General features: G+C 70.9%; 15 protein-coding genes. 8 read left to right on the forward strand and 7 right to left on the reverse strand.

Translation table 11 applies throughout. The features are described from left to right. The first annotated feature begins 71 nt into the window (after nucleotides 1-71). A complete protein-coding gene (locus ABZ948_RS21790) occupies nucleotides 72-506 on the forward strand; it encodes an SsgA family sporulation/cell division regulator (protein WP_031115219.1) in 435 nt (144 codons plus the stop codon). Between the two features lie 109 nt (nucleotides 507-615). Here ABZ948_RS21790 and ABZ948_RS21795 read toward each other — a convergent pair whose 3' ends face one another. Beyond that, entirely contained in the window at nucleotides 616-1,869 is a 1,254-nt protein-coding gene (locus ABZ948_RS21795; protein ID WP_435857562.1) for a YibE/F family protein, read from the reverse strand. 803 nt (nucleotides 1,870-2,672) lie between these two features. On the opposite strand from ABZ948_RS21795, the gene thiC reads away from it, so the two are divergent. Both thiC and ABZ948_RS21805 read left to right on the forward strand, forming a co-directional pair. Beyond that, nucleotides 2,673-4,457: a phosphomethylpyrimidine synthase ThiC gene (gene thiC, locus ABZ948_RS21800; RefSeq protein ID WP_359761923.1), complete on the forward strand. Its 1,785-nt coding sequence runs from the start codon at nucleotides 2,673-2,675 to the stop codon at nucleotides 4,455-4,457. Nucleotides 4,458-4,532: 75 nt separating this feature from the next. After that, a complete protein-coding gene (locus ABZ948_RS21805) occupies nucleotides 4,533-5,636 on the forward strand; it encodes a hypothetical protein (protein WP_359761925.1) in 1,104 nt (367 codons plus the stop codon). A 169-nt stretch (nucleotides 5,637-5,805) separates the two neighbouring features. On the opposite strand, the gene ABZ948_RS21810 is transcribed toward ABZ948_RS21805, so the two are convergent. The 3 genes from ABZ948_RS21810 to ABZ948_RS21820 form a co-directional block, all read right to left on the reverse strand. Continuing rightward, nucleotides 5,806-6,672: a hypothetical protein gene (locus ABZ948_RS21810; RefSeq protein WP_359761927.1), complete on the reverse strand. Its 867-nt coding sequence runs from the start codon at nucleotides 6,670-6,672 to the stop codon at nucleotides 5,806-5,808. A 183-nt stretch (nucleotides 6,673-6,855) separates the two neighbouring features. After that, entirely contained in the window at nucleotides 6,856-7,947 is a 1,092-nt protein-coding gene (locus tag ABZ948_RS21815) for a metallophosphoesterase family protein (RefSeq protein WP_359761929.1), read from the reverse strand. A gap of 293 nt (nucleotides 7,948-8,240) precedes the next feature. Continuing rightward, entirely contained in the window at nucleotides 8,241-9,353 is a 1,113-nt protein-coding gene (locus ABZ948_RS21820) for a LacI family DNA-binding transcriptional regulator (RefSeq protein ID WP_078650726.1), read from the reverse strand. 431 nt (nucleotides 9,354-9,784) lie between these two features. Here ABZ948_RS21820 and hisC point away from each other — a divergent pair, with 431 nt between their 5' ends. The 5 genes from hisC to ABZ948_RS21845 all read left to right on the forward strand — a co-directional run bounded on the left by hisC (nucleotide 9,785) and on the right by ABZ948_RS21845 (nucleotide 18,514). Further along, entirely contained in the window at nucleotides 9,785-10,864 is a 1,080-nt protein-coding gene (hisC, locus tag ABZ948_RS21825) for a histidinol-phosphate transaminase (RefSeq protein WP_359761931.1), read from the forward strand. 359 nt (nucleotides 10,865-11,223) lie between these two features. After that, nucleotides 11,224-12,729, forward strand: a complete 1,506-nt coding sequence (locus ABZ948_RS21830) for a cytochrome ubiquinol oxidase subunit I (RefSeq protein ID WP_359761932.1) — start codon at nucleotides 11,224-11,226, stop codon at nucleotides 12,727-12,729. A gap of 20 nt (nucleotides 12,730-12,749) precedes the next feature. Beyond that, on the forward strand, nucleotides 12,750-13,754 hold the full coding sequence (gene cydB / locus ABZ948_RS21835; protein WP_359761934.1) for a cytochrome d ubiquinol oxidase subunit II: 1,005 nt from the start codon (nucleotides 12,750-12,752) through the stop codon (nucleotides 13,752-13,754). 12 nt (nucleotides 13,755-13,766) lie between these two features. Next, nucleotides 13,767-17,309 (forward strand): thiol reductant ABC exporter subunit CydD, encoded by a 3,543-nt coding sequence (gene cydD, locus ABZ948_RS21840; RefSeq protein WP_359761936.1) that lies wholly within the window; start codon nucleotides 13,767-13,769, stop codon nucleotides 17,307-17,309. Between the two features lie 149 nt (nucleotides 17,310-17,458). Further along, nucleotides 17,459-18,514 (forward strand): M23 family metallopeptidase, encoded by a 1,056-nt coding sequence (locus tag ABZ948_RS21845; protein ID WP_359761938.1) that lies wholly within the window; start codon nucleotides 17,459-17,461, stop codon nucleotides 18,512-18,514. 44 nt (nucleotides 18,515-18,558) lie between these two features. Here the strand turns inward: ABZ948_RS21845 and ABZ948_RS21850 are convergent, their stop codons facing one another. From ABZ948_RS21850 to ABZ948_RS21860, 3 genes are all read right to left on the reverse strand, one after another. Beyond that, nucleotides 18,559-19,446: a Cof-type HAD-IIB family hydrolase gene (locus ABZ948_RS21850; protein ID WP_359761939.1), complete on the reverse strand. Its 888-nt coding sequence runs from the start codon at nucleotides 19,444-19,446 to the stop codon at nucleotides 18,559-18,561. A 166-nt stretch (nucleotides 19,447-19,612) separates the two neighbouring features. Next, entirely contained in the window at nucleotides 19,613-20,515 is a 903-nt protein-coding gene (locus tag ABZ948_RS21855; protein WP_359761941.1) for an LLM class flavin-dependent oxidoreductase, read from the reverse strand. 113 nt (nucleotides 20,516-20,628) lie between these two features. Next, nucleotides 20,629-21,177, reverse strand: a complete 549-nt coding sequence (locus ABZ948_RS21860) for an RNA 2'-phosphotransferase (protein WP_359761943.1) — start codon at nucleotides 21,175-21,177, stop codon at nucleotides 20,629-20,631. Nucleotides 21,178-21,220 lie beyond the last annotated feature (43 nt).

A 21,220-nucleotide genomic window follows, 5' to 3' on the forward strand; every position in this document is an offset into this window, starting at 1 on the left:
CGTTCAGCAAGATTCCACCAAGTGTCAGAGGTTCGTTCCCGGCCAGTCCACGGCGAATGACGGGGTTAGCGATGCGCGAGTCCGTACAGGCAGAGGTCATGATGAGCTTTCTCGTGTCCGAGGAGCTCTCCTTCCGCATTCCGGTGGAGCTGCGCTATGAGACCAGTGATCCCTATGCCGTCCGGCTGACCTTCCACTTGCCCGGCGACGCTCCGGTGACGTGGGCTTTCGGGCGGGAGTTGCTGATCGACGGAGTCGGTCGCCCGTGCGGTGAGGGCGATGTGCGGGTGACTCCCGTCGAGCCGGACGCGCTCGGGGAGGTGCTGATCCGGCTTCAGGTGGGAAGCGATCAGGCGTTGTTCAGGTCCTCGACGGCACCGCTCGTCGCGTTCCTCGACCGCACCGACAAGCTGGTGCCCCTCGGCCAGGAGGGCTCGCTCGCCGACTTCGACGCCCACCTCGACGAGGCCCTGGACCGCATCCTGGCGGAACAGGGCGCCGGGTGAGGCATCAACCGGCGGCACGGTGGAGTAACGCTTCACCGGATGCCGGCCGGCTGTGCAGGAACGCTTCTCCCTGGGGTGGTGCGGGTAAGGCGTGCTCGGCGGAGAGGCGTCAGCGCTTGCGGCGCCGGCCGCCCTTCCCCCCGCGGGCCGGGACCGCCGAGGCCTCCGCGGCCGGCTCCGCTCCCGAGCGGTCGGCCGAGACGACGAGCGCGGCCAGGGCCGTGGTGACCGGCACCGAGGCGACCAGACCGATGGAGCCGACCAGCGTTCGCACGATCTCCTCCGCGACCAGCTCGCTGTTGGCGACCGTCCCCACGCTGCTCTGCGCGATGGAGAACAGCAGCAGCAGCGGCAGCGCGGCACCCGCGTAGGCGAGGACCAGCGTGTTGACGACCGAGGCGATGTGGTCGCGGCCGATCCGGATCCCCGCGCGGTAGAGCCCGCGCCAGCCCATCGACGGGTTGGCCTCGTGCAGCTCCCAGACCGCCGACGTCTGCGTGACCGTCACGTCGTCGAGCACACCGAGCGAACCGATGATGATGCCGGCGAGCAGCAAGCCGCTCATGTCGATCGTCGGGTAGAGGCCGTGGATCAGACCGGTGTTGTCGTCGGTGTTGCCGGTGAGTGCCGCCCAGTCGATGAACACCGAGCCGAGGACACCGATCAGCAGCAGCGAGATGAGGGTGCCGATCACCGCCACGGATGTTCTCGCGGACAGGCCATGACACAGATACAGCGCGATGAGCATGATGGCGCTCGCGCCCACCACCGCCACGACCAGCGGGTTCGACCCCTGCAGGATCGCCGGCAGGATGAAGAAGTTCAGCACCAGGAAGCTGATCGCCAGCGCGACCAGGGCCATGACGCCCCGCAGCCGCCCGACGACCACGACGGCGAGGGCGAAGATGCCGGCGAGCAGCGCCATGGGCAGTCGGCGGTTGACGTCGGTGACCGAGTACTGCAGGTCCTTCGGCGCGGAGGGCTCGTAGGCGACCACGACCTTCTGACCCTCGTGCAGCTGGCGGGACTGGTCCGGCTGGACGATCTCGGTGAAGGTACGGCCCTTGTCGTCGCCGCTGTCGACCCGGATCGTCGCCCGCTTGCAGGTGCCGTTCTCCTGCTGCACCGCGGAGGAGCCCTCGGCGGTGGAGGTGTCGCCGGTGGGCGGGACGCCCGAGGCACCGGCCTCCTTGCAGCTCACCTCGACGACCTTGGTGACCGTGGCCTGCTGGGTCTGCCGGTCGAAGCCGACGCCGGTGCGCTCGTGCGGCGGGGCGCCGCCCGGCCACAGCACGACGAGCCCGACCAGCACGGCCGCGGCGAACGGGATCAGGACCGCCGCGATCACCTTGCGCAGATGCATGGAGACGGGCGTGGCCGGACCGTGGCTGTGACTGTGCGAATGCCCGTGCCCGCCGCCCGGCCCCGAGCCGTGCCCGCCGCCCGGCCCCGAGCCGTGCCCGCCGCCCGGTCCCGAGCCGGATCCGTGCCCGTGGCCGTCACCGCCGCCGGCTCCGCCTCCGGAACCAGGTCCCTGCCCGTCGGCGGGGCCGGGACCCTGACCACCGCGAGAGCCCGGCCCCTGCCCATCGCCAGAGCCGGGACCTTGGCCGCTTCCGTAGCCAGGCCCGTACCCACCGGTGTGGTCGAAGCCTTGGCCACCGCCAGGGCCGAAGCCCCGCCCGCCGGCAGAGTCGCCACCCTGCCCGCCGGCAGAACCGGGACCCCGCGTACCGCGGGCCCCGGAGCCGAAACTCGCACCGGTCCCGTACCCCTGGCCCTGCCCCCGGGCAGGGCCGTGCCCGGCCCCGGCGGCGAAATCATGGCCGTCTCCCGGGCCGTTGCCGTTTCCGGCGCCGGATCCGCGGGGCGGCTCGGGCGGTGGATAAGGGGGACGCTGCGTCGTGGTCACCGACCGATCATCGCAAGAACGAGGGGGGCCCTCTGTTCACCGCGCCAAGATTGCCGCTAGCGTGGAGGCACCTTTTGTACACGCGGGAGCTCGGAGCACCGGGCTGAGAGGGCGCTGACCTCCGTCCCAGCGATGTTTCACATGAAACATCGCCGGAGTCGAGTGATGTTTCACACGAAACGTCGCCGGACGGATACCGCTGCGTCGACCGCCGAACCTGTTACCGGGTAATGCCGGCGTAGGGAGTAGGTCTCATGACCAACAAGGACGCACGCACGCCTGCCTCCGTTCAGGACGGACAGTCCGAGGAGGCCGGGAAGTCCATCGGCTGGCACAAGGCGTACGTCGAGGGCACCCGCCCCGACCTGCGGGTGCCGGTCCGCCAGGTGCATCTCACCAACGGGCAGTCGGTCACGCTGTACGACACGTCGGGCCCATACACCGATCCGCTCGTCGAAACCGACGTCCGCAGGGGCCTGCCGCCGCTGCGCGAGAACTGGATCATCGCCCGCGGCGACACCGAGGAGTACGCGGGCCGGCCAGTCCGTCCCGAGGACGACGGCATCAAGCACACCTCGCCACGCGGGGGCCTGCGCAACCTCGACGCCGTCTTCCCCGGCCGGCCGCGCCAGCCGCGTCGCAGCAGGGACGGCAAGGCCGTCACACAGCTCGCGTACGCCCGCCAGGGCGAGATCACGCCCGAGATGGAGTACGTGGCCATCCGGGAGAACGTCGCGCCCGAGGTCGTACGCGACGAGATCGCGGCGGGCCGGGCCGTGCTGCCGGCCAACGTCAACCACCCCGAGATCGAGCCGATGATCATCGGCAAGCGATTCCTGGTGAAGGTCAACGCCAACATCGGCAACTCGGCCGTGACGTCCTCCATCGAGGAGGAGGTCGAGAAGATGACCTGGGCGACCCGCTGGGGCGCCGACACGGTCATGGACCTGTCCACCGGCCGCAACATCCACACCACCCGCGAGTGGGTGCTGCGCAACTCCCCCGTCCCCATCGGCACCGTGCCGCTCTACCAGGCCCTGGAGAAGGTCGACGGCCGCGCCGAGGAACTGACCTGGGAGATCTACAAGGACACGGTCATCGAACAGGCCGAGCAGGGCGTGGACTACATGACGGTCCACGCGGGCGTGCGCCTGGCGTACGTGCCGCTGACGGCGAACCGCAAGACCGGCATCGTCTCCCGCGGCGGCTCCATCATGGCCGCCTGGTGCCTCGCGCACCACAAGGAGTCGTTCCTCTACGAGAACTTCGAGGAGCTCTGCGAGATCCTCGCCGCCTACGACGTCACGTACTCCCTCGGAGACGGGCTGCGGCCGGGGTCGATCGCGGACGCCAACGACGAGGCGCAGTTCGCGGAGTTGAGGACGCTCGGGGAACTCAACCGGATCGCCAAGCGTTTCAACGTACAGACCATGATCGAAGGCCCGGGCCACGTCCCGATGCACAAGATCAAGGAGAACATCGACCTTCAGCAGGAGATCTGCGATGAAGCCCCGTTCTATACGCTCGGCCCGCTGACCACGGACGTCGCGCCGGCGTACGACCACATCACCTCCGGCATCGGCGCCGCGATGATCGCCTGGTGGGGCACGGCCATGCTGTGCTACGTCACGCCCAAGGAGCACCTGGGCCTGCCGAACCGCGACGACGTCAAGACCGGTGTCATCACCTACAAGATCGCCGCCCACGCCGCCGACCTCGCCAAGGGGCACCCGGGCGCGCAGGAGTGGGACGACGCGCTGTCCGACGCCCGTTTCGAGTTCCGGTGGGAGGACCAGTTCAACCTGGCCCTCGACCCGGACACGGCACGGGAGTTCCACGACGAGACCCTGCCGGCGGAGCCCGCCAAGACGGCTCACTTCTGCTCGATGTGCGGTCCCAAGTTCTGCAGCATGAAGATCTCGCAGGACATCCGCCGTGAACACGGCGGCAGCCGGACCGAGATCGAGGAGGGCATGGCCCAGAAGTCGAAGGAGTTCGCGGCGAGCGGGAACAGGGTGTACCTGCCGATCGCGGACTGAGCCGACGTCCTCCGGCCGCGTAACGGAAACAGCACGGCGTACCCTGCCGGCCCCAAGATCCCTAAGGTCTCAGGCATGGATGGGATCGATGTGGTCAACGGCGTCGTGGGCGCTGTACTCGGCATGTTGTTCGCCGTGCTGTTCCAGCAGCCGCTGCAGGACGCGTGGTACCGCCTGCGCAGACGCTCGACGAGCGCGATCCGCAGCATGGGCCGGCGCGACGAGTCGGCGCCCGCCTGGCGGGCGTTCTCCCTCGGCCCGCTCCAGACGTCCGCCCTCATCGTCGAGGGCGACGGAGAGTTGCCCATATCGCCTGAAACGGTCCATGTACACGTACTCGACGAGGAGGTGACGCTGCCGGCGGACATGGCCGGCTGGCGGGACGAGATCGCCGAGGAGAGCGAGCGCCTGCAGGCCGAGGGACGCACCCCCCTGTGGAACGGCCCCCGGTACGCGGTCGAATCCCTCGACATCTCCCGTACGGCCCTGGAGGAGCGCCCCGAAGTCCACCTGCGACTGCGGCCGACCGACTACTACACCTTCCTCGCAGCTCAGCAACTGGACCGCCGGCTCCCGGACGGCACGACACCCAGGTCGCGCTATCTGGACCCGGACGAGCCGCTCAAGGCTCCGGCGTTCCTGCAGTGCAGCCTGGGGGTCAACATCGCGGTCGTCACCGCGGACGACATGCTCGTGGTGACCCAGCGCAGCGACCGGGTCCGGATGGCACCGGGCGTCTGGAACTCCTCCGTCAACGAGGGCCTGTCACGCCACATCGACTCATCAGGGAGGAACGCACCGGACCTGCACGCCGTGGCCCGCCGCGGCATGCGGGAGGAACTGTCCCTGGAGGCCCACGAGTACACGCTCGACCTGCTGGCCTTCGTGCTGGACGTGGAGAGGAGGGGCTGGAGTGCGCATTTCTACGCCAGGTTGCAGGAGCTCAAGAGCACGGATCTGCAGGCGCGCATGAGCAGGGGCGTCGCCGACCGCTGGGAGCACCAGACCATCGACTTCGTCCCCTTCCGGCCGACGACGGTGGTCAGGTACCTGCTGCGCGACGACCGCGTCCACCGCTGGGCGTCGACGGCACCGGCGCTGTACCACCTCGCGCTGGTGCACGCCTTCAGCCGTCGCACGGTCGAACGGGTCGAGGCACAGATCCTCCGCCGCCTGTGAAGCCACCGATGGGAGCCACCGAAGCCACCGATGTGAAGCCACCGGTGTACCGACCGCACAGATCCGGTGCCGCAGGGCCGGGTGTCCGGCTTGCGCTCCCAGAGGTGCTCCCTGAGGTGCTCCCCGCGGGGGAGCGCAAGCCGACGGGCGCTGCGAAGGGCGCCGACGGCTACTCCGGCTGGTGTTCCGGTCCTCCGAAGTCCGGGCTGGTGTAGTCCGGGCTGCTGAAGCTCGGCCGCGAGCCGCGGCTGCCGTCGTCCGGGCTGGTGAAACCCGGGCGGTCGTAGCCGAGGTGCGGCATGCGGCTGACCGGCGTGGACGGGGACGTCTGGTGCAGCGCGGCGGCCGCACCTGGGTCGGTGAGGGCCTCCCGCAGGAAGGGCAGGATGCCCCGCTCCAGCAGGGCCTCACGCCATTCCTCCCTGGCCTGGTCCACCTCCCGCCGCAGTTCGCCGTACGGACCGCTCTCGGCCGTCGGCTTGTTGCGCAGGGCGGTGAGCAGCAGTCCCACCGCGGCGACGAGTATCGCGACCGCGGTGACGGCGCCGAACACCCAGCCCGTGGTGAGCAGGGTCTGGGCGAACGCCTGCCCGGGGTCGAGCATCCGCAGGATGTAGCCGACGAGCAGGAAGATCGCCGCTGCGGTGCCGGCCAGGACAGGAGCGAGGACGGCGACGACGGCGATGGCGCCCGCGCCGGCGGTCTCGGCGACCTCGCCCATCGTGGCGGCGAGGCCCGTCGCGCCCGTGCCCGGCTCGGAGGAGCCGGACTCGCGGACGGACGGCGAGGTGGAGGGCGCCGGGTGGCGCAGTTCCTCGCGGACCTTGACGTAGTGCTGGTATTCGGTCGACGCGGCCGCCGTGATGAGCGCGGTGGCGTTGAGTGCCATGGTGCGCAGTTGCTCGGGGTTGAGCCGCTGTCCGACAGCGGCCAGTTCCGGACGGTGTGGTGCGGAGCGCAGCGCCTCATCGAGGATCCGCTCGTATTCCTGGCGGTCCTCGCTCTGCAGGTGCTGCGGAACGCTGTTCATGTGCATCCCCCGATGCTCCGTAGGGCTTGGGGCTCGGCATGCTGACGAGCCGTCGGGCAGAAACGGAGGGGAGCCTGCTACGGATAAGCCGATGGTAGAGCGGTGGAGGTGGGCGGTGACAGGGGGTTTACCGAAATTGGCCCCTCACCGGTCCGGTCCTGTGACGGGGAACGCCTGCCCGGTGAACGTTCACGTACCCAACGGCAGTTGCTGGACCAGCAGCTTTCCGGCCATGGTCACGCCGCCGTCCATCGCGATGGCGAGACCGTCGGCGTAGACGTGCGGTCCCTCGATCACGGGGTCGCCGCTCTCCTCGTCATCCTCGGAGCCGACATCGCCCACCAGATACGGGATCGGGCTGTGGCCGTGAACGATGCGGGTGCCCCCGTACGTATCGAGCAGGGAGCGCACGGCGTCCGCGCCGCCCTCGTCGCGGAAGGAGAACCGCTTGGTGAACTTGCGGAACAGGTCCCAGACCTCGTCCGCGTCGTTGCGCGTGAGCGTCTCGCGGACGGTGTCGTTGACCTCTTCGATGGAGCGGCCGTAGTCGAGGTAGGCGGTGGTGTCGGAGTGCACGAGCAGGTGGCCGTCGACCTCCTCGACGGCGTCCAGGCGGGACATCCACTGCAGGTGGTGGTCCTGGAGGCGGTCCATGTCGGTCTTCTGGCCGCCGTTGAGCAGCCAGGCGGCCTGGAAGGTGGCGGTGCCGGCACCGGAGTTGACGGGGGTGTCGCCGAACCGCTTGGCGCCGAGCAGCAGCAGTTCATGGTTGCCCATGAGCGCCTTGCAGTAGCCGCCGGCCGCGGCGGCCTCGGCGGACAGCCGCATCACCAGGTCGATGACGCCGATGCCATCGGGGCCGCGGTCGGTGAAGTCGCCGAGGAACCAGAGCCGGGCGGTGCCCGCGCACCAGTTGCCCGCGGCGTCGAGCAGGCCCTTCTCCTGCAGGGCGGCCACCAGTTCGTCGAGGTAGCCGTGCACGTCGCCCACGACGTACAGCGGGCCCTGCCCGGTGGTGGACTGCGGGGCGGCGGCGGTCTCGGGGTCGACGGTCACCTGGACAGTGTCGCCCCGGTTGACGACGGGGAGGTCGCGCTGGGTCGGCGTGTAGCCCTCGGGGTAGGTCTCCTCGGGCGGCGGGGCGACGTCGCCGGGGTGGACGCTGTGGACGTACGGACCGGTCTCGTGGACGTACGCGGGCACCCGGAAGTCGCGCAACGTCGCCGTCCGCTCCACCTCGGGTCCCTGACCGGCCCCCTGAGTCATCGACCCCTCCACCATCGCGCCGCATCTGCACCGCATCGGACTGCCTGGTCGTAGCGGCCCGCCGGTGTCGTGGGCCCATCATAGGAATGCGGATCGCGCCATGTGATGACCCAGGGGTGGTGAATCGGAGCAAGACTCCAGTTCACCGCGGCTTTCGCCCCGATTGAGCCGGGCTTCGACCACCGTGTGACCGTCCTCGCTTTCCTTCTCTTCGCGAGAACGATCCCTTCTCTTCGGGGGACCGGCCCCGTTTCTCCCCAGGAGCGTGACCTTCCCCCGACCGGTCAGCGGGCGTACCCGGGCCGGATCTATGCCCCCTCGGGGGACCGCGGCGGGCTGACCGTCGTGCGCGGCGGGCGTCGCTGCGAGGACGTGCGCACGATCAGCTCCGTCGGTATCACCTGCTCGACCGGATGGTCGGATTCCACACCCTCGATGGCGTCGATGAGGAGCTGCACCACCGCCGTGCCGATGCGGCGCGGTTTCAGCGAGAGCGTGGTGATCGGCGGCTCGGTGTTGGCGTACACGGTGGACTCGCTGCAGCAGACCAGCAGCAGGTCGTCCGGTACGCGCAGCCCGTAGCGGCGGGCGGCGGCGAGCAGGTCGGTGCCGTTCGGGTCGAACAGGCCGTAGACCGCGTCGGGCCGGTCGGGCCGGGCGAGGAGGCGGTCGGCGGCGACGGCGCCCGCGCACGGATCGTGCGCCGGGTAGGCCTCGTACACCGGGTCCTGGCCGACCCGCTCGCACCAGCGCAGGTAGGCGGTGGTCGACAGGTGGGTGTACGTGTCGGTCGTGGTGCCGGTGAGCAGGCCGATGCGGCGGGCGCCGGCGTCGGCGAGGTGGTCGAGGATGCCGAGGACGGCGGCCTCGTGGTCGTTGTCGACCCAGGCCGTGACCGGCAGTGAGCCGGCCGGGCGGCCGTCGGAGACGACCGGGAGGCCCTGCCGGACCAGCTCGCTGACGACCGGGTCCTGGTCGGAGGGGTCGATGACGACCGTGCCGTCCAGGGCGACGTTGGACCACACGTCGTGGCGGGAGGTCGCGGGCAGGATGACGAGGGCGTAGCCGCGGGCGAGCGCGGCGGAGGTGGCGGCGCGCGCCATCTCGGCGAAGTACGCGAACTCGGTGAAGGTGAAAGGTTCATCCCCGTACGTCGTCACGGTCAGGCCGATGAGTCCCGACTTGCCGGTACGGAGGGTCCGGGCGGCGGCCGAGGGCCGGTAGCCCAGCCGGTCGGCGACCTCGCGGACGTGGCGCCGGGTGGCGTCCGGGAGCCTGCCCTTGCCGTTGAGGGCATCGGAGACGGTCGTGATGGAGACTCCGGCGGCGGCGGCCACGTCTCTGATACCCGCCCGACCCGGCCGACTGCCTCGACGTGAGGTTTCCGCGCGGCTCACCTGGTGCTTCCCTGCTGCTGTCATGGCGAGCCGATAGTAGGGCTCATGCGGCGGGGTAGTGCGGACGCATATGCGCGCATTGACAGGCACGTTTCTGCATGATCATTAACCCTCAATTGCCATGGAAACCAAGGACGTTGAGCGTTCCCATGGCAGGACGTGGTGTAGCGGCCCGCACGGGCCTGCCGTGGGGCCGAGGTTGCGAAGAGGTCTCAACTCACCTGCACGGGGGATGCGCGCCACGGCGTGCACCACCGGCGCATAGATATATGTGCGGCGCGCCCCCGAATTCGTACGCCTTCGTACGGTGATGCCCGTGATGTTGGCGGGGCGCCGGAGGTCGGCGGGCGTCGCTCTGTCGTGGCTATACGCAGCGGCGCCGAATCCTCATAAGGTGAGGAGTATTGGATGTCGGCGGCGGTCATGGGCCGCCGGTCTTCGCGAGGAGGACTGCGGTGAGCGAGACGAGCCCCAAGCTGCGCGCCGAGCTGGAGGGTATCCCCACCTACAAGCCGGGCAGGCCGGCCGCGGCCGGTGGGCCGGTGGCCTACAAGCTGTCCTCCAACGAGAACCCCTACCCGCCGCTCCCGGGTGTGATGGAGACCGTGACGGCGGCGGCGTGCAACTTCAACCGCTACCCGGACATGGCCTGCACGGCGCTGATGAACGAGCTGTCCGAGCGGTTCGGCGTTCCGCTGTCCCACCTGGCCACCGGCACCGGGTCGGTCGGTGTCGCCCAGCAGCTCATCCAGGCCACCGCCGGTCCCGGCGACGAGGTGATCTACGCCTGGCGGTCCTTCGAGGCGTACCCGATCATCACGCAGATCAGCGGAGCGAAATCGGTGCAGGTGCCGCTGACCTCCGGTGACGTGCACGACCTCGACGCGATGGCGGAGGCGATCACCGACCGGACGCGGCTGATCTTCGTCTGCAACCCCAACAACCCGACCGGCACGGTGGTGCGGCGGGCGGAGCTGGAGCGCTTCCTCGACCGGGTGCCGGGTGATGTGCTGGTGGTGCTCGACGAGGCCTACCGCGAGTTCATCCGCGACCCCGAGGTGCCGGACGGCGTCGAGCTCTACCGGGACCGGCCCAACGTCTGCGTCCTGCGGACCTTCTCCAAGGCGTACGGCCTGGCCGGGCTGCGGGTCGGGTTCGCCATCGCCCACGAGCCGGTGGCGGCGGCGCTGCGCAAGACGGCGGTGCCGTTCGGGGTGAGCCAGCTCGCGCAGGAGGCGGCGATCGCCTCGCTGCGGGCCGAGGACGAGCTGTTCGGCCGGGTCGGCTCGCTGGTGTGCGAGCGCACGCGCGTCGTCGACGGGCTGCGGGCCCAGGGCTGGACGGTGCCCGAGACCCAGGCCAACTTCGTGTGGCTGCGGCTGGGGGAGCGCACGGTCGCGTTCGCGGAGGCGTGTGAGCAGGCGGGTGTGGTGATCCGGCCGTTCCCTGGTGAGGGTGTGCGGGTGACGGTCGGGGAGGCCGAGGGGAACGACATCTTCCTCAAGGTGGCGGAAGGGTTCCGCAAGGACCTCTGAAGCTCGCGAGGACCTCTGAAGCCCCGGAAGCCGTGGTGCGAGCCGGTCGCCGCTCAGTCGGCGACCGGCTCGACGCGTATCGGGGCGGTGCCACACATATCAGGGCGGCACCGCATACATCGGGGCGGCGTCGCGCGTATCAGGGCAGCGTTGCGCACGTGGCGCGGGCTCGGCGTTGCTCGCAGTGCGCCGGTTTCACGTGAAACTCCCCCTCTCCAGGCCGCCCCTTCAACAAGGTGTTGAAGTTCGCGCCAAGGGGTTGACGTCACAGGGGGACCCCCTCCCGGGCTCGAAAGTGCGTGCTGCATAATGGCTTGTGAATGTGAACGCTTTCACAAGCGTATGTAAGGAGCGGCGACGTGGACCTGGCTTTGGCGCCGGAGACCCTGGCGCGATGGCAGTTCGGCATCACCACCGTCTACCACTTTCTGTTCGTCCCCCTGACGATCTCGCTGGCCGCTCTCACGGCCGGGCTGCAGACCGCCTGGGTGCGGACGGAGAAGGAGAAGTACCTCCGGGCGACGAAGTTCTGGGGCAAGCTCTTCCTGATCAACATCGCGATGGGCGTGGTCACCGGCATCGTGCAGGAGTTCCAGTTCGGCATGAACTGGTCCGACTACTCGCGCTTCGTCGGGGACGTCTTCGGTGCGCCGCTCGCCTTCGAGGCCTTGATCGCCTTCTTCTTCGAGTCCACCTTCATCGGGCTGTGGATCTTCGGCTGGGACAAGCTGCCCAAGAAGATCCACCTGGCCTGCATCTGGATGGTCTCGATCGGCACGCTGCTGTCGGCGTACTTCATCCTCGCCGCGAACTCGTGGATGCAGCACCCGGTCGGCTACCGGATCAACGGCGAGAAGGGCCGGGCCGAGCTCACCGACTTCTGGCTGGTGCTGACCCAGAACACCACGCTCAACCAGGTCTTCCACAGCTTCTCGGCGGCGTTCCTGACGGGCGGCGCCTTCATGGTGGGCATCGCCGCCTTCCACCTGCTGCGCAGGAAGCACATCCCGGTGATGCGCACCTCGCTCCGGCTCGGCCTGGTCACCGTCGCCGTCGGCGGCCTCCTCACCGCGGTCAGCGGCGACACCCTCGGCAAGGTCATGTACGAGCAGCAGCCGATGAAGATGGCCGCTGCCGAGGCACTGTGGGACGGCGAGAAGCCGGCGCCCTTCTCGGTGTTCGCCTACGGCGACGTCGACAAGGGCCACAACAAGGTCGCCCTGGAGATCCCCGGTCTGCTGTCCTTCCTGGCCCACAGCGACTTCGAGTCGTACGTGCCGGGCATCAACGACACCAACAAGGCGCTCCAGGAGAAGTTCGGCCCCGGTGACTACAAGCCCATCGTCCCCGTCGCCTACTGGGGCTTCCGCTGGATGATCGGCTTCGGCATGGCGTCGTTCTCGATCGGCCTGCTGGGACTGTGGCTCACCCGGAAGAAGTTCCTGCTGCCGGCGGCCTTCCGGACCGGGGACGACGAGGTGCCGCATCTGGTCCTGTTCCGCAAGCCGCTCCGGCCACGGCTCACCCGCCTGTACTGGCTGGTGGCGGTCTGGACGATGGCCTTCCCGCTGATCGCCAACTCCTGGGGCTGGATCTTCACCGAGATGGGCCGCCAGCCGTGGGTCGTCTACGGCCTGTTCCAGACCCGGGACGCGGTCTCCCCCGGTGTCTCCCAGGCCGAGGTCCTCACCTCGATGATCGTCTTCACCACGCTGTACGCGATCCTCGCCGTCGTCGAGGTCAAGCTGCTGGTCAAGTACGTCAAGGCGGGCCCGCCCGAGCTCACCGAGGCCGACCTCAACCCGCCCACGAAGATCGGCGGCGACTCCCGTGACGCCGACAAGCCGATGGCCTTCTCGTACTAGGCCGAGGGAGCTGCACAGTCATGGAACTGCACGACGTCTGGTTCGTCCTGATCGCCGTCCTGTGGACCGGCTACTTCTTCCTGGAGGGCTTCGACTTCGGAGTCGGTGTGCTCACGAAGCTGCTCGCCCGGAACCGGCCCGAGAAGCGGGTGCTGATCAACACCATCGGACCCGTCTGGGACGGCAACGAGGTGTGGCTGCTGTCGGCGGGCGGCGCGACCTTCGCCGCCTTCCCCGAGTGGTACGCCACGCTCTTCTCCGGCTTCTACCTCCCCCTGCTGGTCATCCTGGTCTGCCTCATCGTCCGGGGCGTCGCCTTCGAGTACCGGGCCAAGCGACCCGAGGAGAACTGGCAGCGCAACTGGGAGACGGCGATCTTCTGGACCTCGCTGACCCCCGCGTTCCTGTGGGGTGTGGCCTTCGGCAACATCGTGCGGGGCGTGAAGATCGACCAGGACTTCAACTACACCGGCGGCGTCCTGGACCTGCTCAACCCGTACGCCCTCCTGGGGGGCCTGGTCACGCTGGCGCTGTTCACCTTCCACGGGACGGTGTTCGTCGGCCTCAAGACCGTCGGGGAGATCCGGGAGCGCGCGCGGACGCTGGCGCTGCGCGTCGGGCTGGTGACCGCCCTGCTGGCCCTCGCCTTCCTGGGGTGGACGCAGTCCGACCGGGGTGACGGGGTGTCGCTCGTCGCGGCCGTCGCGGCCGTGGTGTCGCTCGTCATGGCGCTGGTCGCGGCCCGGGCGGGACGTGAGGGCTGGGCGTTCGCCCTCTCGGGGCTCACCATCGTGGCCACGGTGGCGGTGCTCTTCCTGACGCTGTTCCCGAACGTCATGCCGTCCACGCTGAACTCCGACTGGAGCCTGACCGTCACCAACGCCTCGTCCAGCCCGTACACGCTGAAGATCATGACGTGGTGTGCGGCGATCGCCACTCCGGTGGTGATGGTCTACCAGGGCTGGACGTACTGGGTGTTCCGCAAGCGGATCGGCACGCAGCACATCGCCGATCCCGTGCACTGAGGTGTGTTTCACGTGAAACCAATCGATCCGCGTCTGCTCCGGTACGCCCGTGCCACCCGGGGTTTCCTGGTGGCGGTCGTCGCCTTGGGGGCCGTCGGGGCGGGGCTAGTCATCGCCCAGGCGATGCTCATCGCCGAGATCGTGGTCGGCGCGTTCCAGCACCGTATGACGGTGTCGGAACTCGTCACTCCCCTGCTGCTGTTGGCCGTCGTCGCGGTCGGGCGGGCGCTGGTCGGCTGGCTCACCGAGCTCGCCGCACACCGGGCGAGTGCGGCGGTGAAGTCGGAGTTGCGGGGGCGGTTGCTGGAGCGGTCCGCTCGGCTGGGCCCCGGGTGGCTGAGCGGGCAGCGGACCGGCTCGCTGGTCGCCCTGGCCACCCGGGGTGTGGACGCCCTCGACGACTACTTCTCGCGGTACCTGCCGCAGCTGGGCCTCGCGGTGGTGGTGCCGGTGGCGGTGCTGGCGCGGATCGTCACGGAGGACTGGGTCTCCGCGGCCATCATCGTGGGCACCCTGCCCCTGATCCCGGTCTTCATGGTGCTGATCGGCTGGGCGACCCAGTCCCGGATGGACCGTCAGTGGCGGCTGCTGTCGCGGCTGTCCGGGCACTTCCTGGACGTCGTCGCAGGGCTGCCGACGCTGAAGGTGTTCGGGCGGGCCAAGGCCCAGGCCGAGTCGATCCGGCGGATCACCGGCGAGTACCGGCGGGCGACCATGCGGACGCTGCGGATCGCCTTCATCTCCTCGTTCGCGCTGGAGCTGCTCGCGACGATCTCGGTCGCGCTGGTCGCCGTGACGATCGGCATGCGGCTGGTGCACGGCGAGATGGACCTGTACATCGGCCTGGTCATCCTGATCCTGGCGCCCGAGGCCTATCTGCCGTTGCGGCAGGTCGGGGCGCAGTACCACGCGGCGGCGGAGGGGCTCGCCGCGGCCGAGGAGATCTTCGCCGTCCTGGAGACGCCCGTTCCGGCATCCGGTTCCGAGGCGCTTCCGGAAGGGGCGCTGTCCTTCGAGGGCGTGACCGTCCGGTATCCGGGGCGGTCGGCGGACGCCGTCTCCGAGGTGTCCTTCACCGTCGAGCCCGGGGAGACGGTCGCGCTGGTCGGCCCGAGCGGGGCGGGCAAGTCGACGCTGCTGCATGTGCTGCTCGGGTTCGTGCCCGCGGCAGAGGGGCGGGTACGGGTCGGGGGAGTCGACCTCGCCGAGGCGGACCTGGAGCAGTGGCGGTCCCGCGTGGCGTGGGTGCCGCAGCGGCCGCATCTGTTCGCCGGGACGATCGCCGAGAACGTACGGCTGGCCCGGCCCGACGCCGACGAGGAGGCCGTCCGGCGGGCGCTGCGGGACGCCGGGGCGCTGGAGTTCGTGGACGCGCTGCCCGAGGGTCTCGGCACCCGGCTCGGCGAGGACGGGACCGGGCTGTCCGCCGGGCAGCGGCAGCGGCTCGCGCTGGCGCGGGCGTTCCTCGCGGACCGGCCCGTGCTGCTGCTCGACGAGCCCACGGCGGCGCTGGACGGGGCCACCGAGGCCGAGGTCGTGGCGGCGGTGCGGCGGCTGGCGGCAGGGCGGACGGTGCTGCTGGTGGTGCACCGTCCGGCGTTGCTGGGCGTGGCGGACCGTGTGGTGCGGCTGGAGCAGCCCGAGGTCGCCGCGGTGTCGTCGGTTCCTGCCGCGCATCGTGAAGCGCGTGCCGCCGAGGCCGAGCTGCCTATGCCGGACGTGCCGACTGCGTCGGCCACGCCATCCGTACCGGCCGCGCCGGCCACGCCTGTCGCGCCGGCCACGCCTGGAGCCAAGCCCGCTCCCGGCGGTGTCCTCGCGCGCGTCCGTGCCCTGTCCGGTGCCCGGCGCGGGCGGCTCGGACTCGCGCTGCTGCTGGGGAGTCTCGCGCTCGGGAGCGCCGTGGGGCTCATGGCCACCTCGGGGTGGCTGATCTCGCGTGCCTCGCAGCAGCCGCCCGTGCTGTACCTGATGGTGGCCGTGACGGCGACGCGGGCCTTCGGCATCGGGCGGGCCGTGTTCCGGTATGCCGAGCGGCTGGTCTCGCACGACGCCGTGCTGCGCATGCTGGCGGACACCAGGGTCGCGGTGTTCCGCAGGCTGGAGCGGCTGGCGCCCGCCGGACTGCGTGAGGCCCGCCGGGGCGATCTGCTCTCCCGGCTGGTCGCGGACGTGGACGCGCTGCAGGACTACTGGCTGCGGTGGCTGCTGCCGGCCGGGGCGGCCGTCGTCGTGTCGGCCGCGTCCGTCGGCTTCACGGCGTGGCTGCTGCCCGAGGCCGGCGCCGTGCTCGCGGCCGGGCTGCTGGCCGCCGGTGTGGGCGTGCCGCTGGTCACCGGTGCCGTCGCCCGGCGGGCCGAGCACCGCCTGGCGCCCGCCCGCGGGGTGCTGGCGACGCGGGTGGCCGATCTGCTCACCGGCACCGCGGAGCTGACCGTCGCCGGTGCCCTGTCGGCCCGGACCGCCCAGGCGCGTGAGGCCGACGGGGCGCTCACCCGGATCGCCTCGCGCGCCGCCACCGCCACGGCCCTCGGCGACGGGCTCACCGCGCTGGTCTCCGGCCTGACGGTCACGGCAGCCGCCCTGCTCGGCGCGCAGGCGGTCGCCGCGGGGAGGCTGGACGGTGTCACCATGGCCGTGGTCGTCCTCACCCCGCTGGCCGCCTTCGAGGCCGTACTCGGGCTTCCGCTGGCCGTGCAGTACCGGCAGCGGGTGCGCCGCAGCGCCGAGCGGGTGTACGAGGTGCTGGACGCCCCGGAGCCCGTGGGGGAGCCGGAGCGGCCCCGGCAGGCACCTGCCTCGCCGTTCCCGCTCCAGGTCAGGGGGCTGGCCGCGCGGTACGCGGGGCAGGAGCGGCCCGCGCTCGCCGGCCTCGATCTGACCCTGGAGGAGGGCCGCCGGATCGCCGTGGTCGGACCCTCCGGCTCCGGCAAGACGACGCTGGCGCAGGTGCTGTTGCGTTTCCTCGACGCGGAGGAGGGGTCCTACACGCTCGCCGGCGTGGACGCCCGCGCCCTGCTCGGCGACGACGTCCGCGGGCTCGTCGGACTGTGCGCGCAGGACGCGCACCTCTTCGACAGCTCACTGCGGGAGAACCTGCTACTCGCCCGGAAGGACGCCGGCGAGGACGAACTGCGCGCCGCGCTGGGCCGGGCCCGGCTGCTGGAGTGGGCCGACAGTCTGCCCGACGGGCTCGACACGCTCGTCGGCGAGCACGGGGCGCGGTTGTCCGGAGGGCAGCGGCAGCGGCTGGCACTGGCCCGCGCCCTGCTCGCCGATTTCCCCGTCCTGGTGTTGGACGAGCCCGCCGAGCACCTGGACCTGCCGACCGCCGACGCGCTCACCGCCGACCTGCTGGCCGCCACGGAGGGGCGTACGACGCTGCTCATCACGCACCGGCTGGCGGGCCTGGAGGCGGTGGACGAGGTGCTCGTGCTGGATCGTGGACGGGTCGTGCAGCGCGGGCCGTACACCGAGCTGGTGTCCGCGGACGGGCCGCTGCGGGACATGGCGGAGCGGGAGGCGGCGGCTGAGTCCCTCGTGGGAGCGTCCTGACGCGTACGGGGCCTGCTGGGCCCGTGGCCCCGGCCCCGGGCAGGTCCCGGCCGGGGCAGGCGTCGCGCTGAGCCGTTCGGAGCAGTCGGTCCCCCGGCCGTACGACATGAACAGGACCGGGACCGCGGCCCTGGGCGACGATCACTGACATGCGCTCACATCGCCGCCTGTGGCTCCTTGTTCCGGTCCTGCTGTGCGCGCTGGCCATCCTCGGGGCGCGGCCCACGGCGGTGGAGAAGGAACCCGGGAGCGGCAGCGGCGCGAGCGGCCTCAGCGCCGAGGTGGTGCGGCTGTACGAGGAGGCCGCGGTGGCGACCCAGCAGTACGAGGCCGGCCGCAAGGAAGCCGACGGACAACGGGCCAGGGCGCAGCGGGCGGAGGAACTCCTGGACGCCCAGCGGCGGCACATCGCCGACCTGCACGAGGACCTGGGACGGATCGCCCGCGCCCAGTACCGCACCAACGGTGGCCTGCCGGTGGCCGCGCGGATGATCCTGGCCGACAGCCCCGAGGACCTGATGCGCGGTCAGCACGCCTTCTCGCAGGCGGATCTCGCCCTGAACAACGCGATCTCCAAGAACCGCCGGGCCGAGGCACGCCTGGCGGCGGACGAGGCCAAGGCAGCCGCCGAGTGGCAGGCCCTGGAGACGCGGAACACCCAACTCGCCGCCCTGAAGGCGGACATCGAGCAGAAGCTCGAAGAGGCACGCTCACGGCTCCAGGGGGAGGCGGACGCGGCCGTCGCCGCCGGGGCGTGTCGCGGGGCCGTCCGGCTGGACCAGCCGGAGACCGGGTTCACCAGCGACTGGGTCGCGCCCGTGGAGACGTACGAGCTGTCGGCGTCCTACGGCAGCGGCGGTGCGCGGTGGTCGAGCCGGCACACCGGGCAGGACTTCGCGGTGCCGATCGGCACACCGGTGCGGGCCGTGGGCGTCGGCCGGGTGGTGAGGGTGTCCTGCGGCGGGCCCTTCGGCATCGAGATCGTGCTCAAGCACGCGGGCGGCTACTACACGCAGTACGCCCACCTCGCGTCCGTCGCGGTCGACCAGGGCGAGCATGTGAGCCCCGGCCAGTGGATCGGTCAGTCGGGCACCACGGGCAACTCCACGGGACCGCACCTGCACTTCGAGACCCGGGTCACGCCGGAGATGGGCTCGGCGGTGAACCCGGTGTCGTGGCTGGCGGCGCGAGGGGTGTCGCTCTGACCCTGGGGGCGGGGGCGGGGGCGGGGGCGGGGGCGGACCGGCGGCTAGGGCAGCTCGGTCAGCAGCTCCTCGATCACGACCGCCACCCCGTCGTCGTTGTTCGCGACCGTCCGCCCGGAGGCGGCGGCGATCACGTCCGGGTGGGCGTTGCCCATCGCGTACGACCGGCCCGCCCAGGTCAGCATCTCCACGTCGTTCGGCATGTCACCGAAGGCGACGACCTCCTCGTGCGAGATGCCGCGTTCGGCGCAGCACAGGGCGAGCGTGCTGGCCTTGGACACCCCGGGGCCGCTGATCTCCAGCAGGGCGCTGGGGCTGGAGCGGGTCACGTTGGCGCGGTCGCCGATCGCGAGCCGGGCCAGGGTGAGGAAGGCGTCGGGGTCGATCTCGGGGTGGTAGGCGAGGATCTTCAGCACCGGCTCCGCGGCCGCCGGATGGTCGGCGGAGAGCAGTTCCTCGGCCGGGGCGAGGCTGTCGGGTATCTCCATGTGCAGCTTCGGGTACGCCGGCTCCTGGTAGAAGCCGTACGTCTGCTCCACCGCGTACACCGTGCCGGGCGCCGCCTCGCGCAGCAGCCGTACGGCGTCCAGCGCGTTCTCCCGCGCCAGCTCCCGCACCTTCACGAATCGGTGGGCGCCGGGGCCGCCGTGCAGGTCGACCACGGCGGCGCCGTTGCCGCAGATCGCCAGGCCGTGGCCGTGCACGTGGTCGCTGACGACGTCCATCCAGCGGGCCGGGCGGCCGGTGACGAAGAAGACCTCGATGCCCGCCTCCTCGGCGGCGGCCAGTGCGGCGACCGTGCGCGGGGACACCGACTTGTCGTCGCGCAGCAGGGTGCCGTCGAGGTCGGTGGCGATGAGCCGCGGCGGGAGGGTCCGGGCGGCGGTCTCGGGCTGTCGGGTCGCTGAGGTCACCCGGCCATTGTCCCGCATATGCGTGCACGGGCGTGCGGGGCCGTGCACAGGTGAGTGGATACCGCTCTCACCAGTGGGTCCGCCTGCGGGAGTCCTCACCAGCGGGTCCGCCCGCGGAAGTCCTCACCAGCGGGTCCGCCTGCGGGAGTCCTCATCAGGCGCTCCGCTGCGGAAGCCGGTGTGCTCAGCGCAGCTGCGCCGGCGCCTCCATCGCGATCTGCTCGAAGACCTTCTCGTCCGCGGCGAAGTCCGAGTCGGGGATCGGCCAGTGGATCACCAGCTCGGTGAAGCCCAGTTCCGCGTGCCGGCCGGCGAAGTCGACGAAGGCGTCCAGGGACTGCAGCGGGCCGACGCGCTCCGGCGTGAATCCGGTGAGCAGGACCTTGTCGAGGTCGGTCAGGTCCCGGCCGACCTCGGCGCAGATGTCGGCCAGCTTCTCCGCCTGCCCGCGAATGGCCTGAATCGACTGTTCAGCAGTGCCGTTCTCGTACAGCTTGGGGTCGCCGGTGGTCACCCACGCCTGCCCGTGCCGGGCGGCGAGCCGCATCCCGCGCGGCCCGGTCGCGGCCACCGCGAACGGCAGCCGGGGGCGCTGTACACAGCCGGGGATGTTCCGCGCCTCATGGGCCGAGTAGAAGTCACCCTCGTACGACACCGCGCTCTCGCTGAGCAGCCGGTCGAGCAGCGGAACGAATTCGCCGAAGCGGTCGGCGCGCTCCCGCGGCGTCCACGGCTCCTGGCCGAGCGCGGTGGCGTCGAAGCCGGAGCCGCCCGCGCCGATACCCAGCGTGACGCGTCCGCCGGAGATGTCGTCGAGGGAGATCAGCTCCTTGGCGAGGGTCACCGGATGCCGGAAGTTCGGCGAGGTCACCAGGGTGCCCAGCCGGAGCCGGTCGGTGACGGTCGCGGCGGCCGTGAGGGTGGGCACGGCGCCGAACCACGGGCCGTCCCGGAAGCTGCGCCAGGACAGGTGGTCGTACGTGTACGCGGTGTGGAAGCCGAGCTGCTCGGCGCGCGTCCAGGCCGCACGGCCGCCTTCGTGCCAGCGGCGGTAGGGGAGGATCACGGTGCTCAGACGCAGACTCATGACGTCGAGCCTAAGGGACCCCTGCGGGACACCCCTGTTTCACGTGAAACAGTCACCCTCGGTCACCCAGGGCTCCACGGACGGTAGGTCAGTGAGGACCGGGAAAGCGCAGGTCAGTGAGGACCGGGAAAGCGCAGATACTCCGGCGGCACCGCCTGGGTCAGCCAGACCCCGTTCGCGCTGACGTGGAAGACGTGGCCGTCGCGGTGCATGGCCGCCGCGTCCACCCCCAGCACGACCGGCCGGCCGCGCCGGGCACCCACGCGGGTCGCCGTCTCGCGGTCGGGTGAGAGGTGCACGGCATGCCGGTTCATCGGCCGGAGCCCCTCGGCCCGGATCGCGTCCAGGTTGCGGGCGACGGTGCCGTGGTAGAGGTGCGCGGGCGGGGTCGCCGGTGGCAGCCCGAGGTCGACCGCCACGCTGTGGCCCTGGCTGGCGCGGATCCGTGTGCCCTCGACGGCGAAACGCCGCTTGTCGTTGGCGGCGACGACATGGTCCAGCTCGTCGCGCGTGAAGCGGAAGCCGTGCGCGGCGGCCGCGGCGATCAGGGTGTCGATCTCGACCCAGCCGCCCTCGTCGAGCGCCAGCCCGATCCGTTCCGGCTGATGGCGAAGGTGCTTGGAAAGGTACTTCGACACCTTCACGGTGCGTCGCTCGTCCATGCCACCAGGGTGCGGGAGAGACGCGAATCACGCGATCGAGTTT

This window comes from Streptomyces olindensis, assembly GCF_040645895.1.
In the GTDB taxonomy this organism is placed as follows: Bacteria; Actinomycetota; Actinomycetes; order Streptomycetales; family Streptomycetaceae; genus Streptomyces; species Streptomyces olindensis.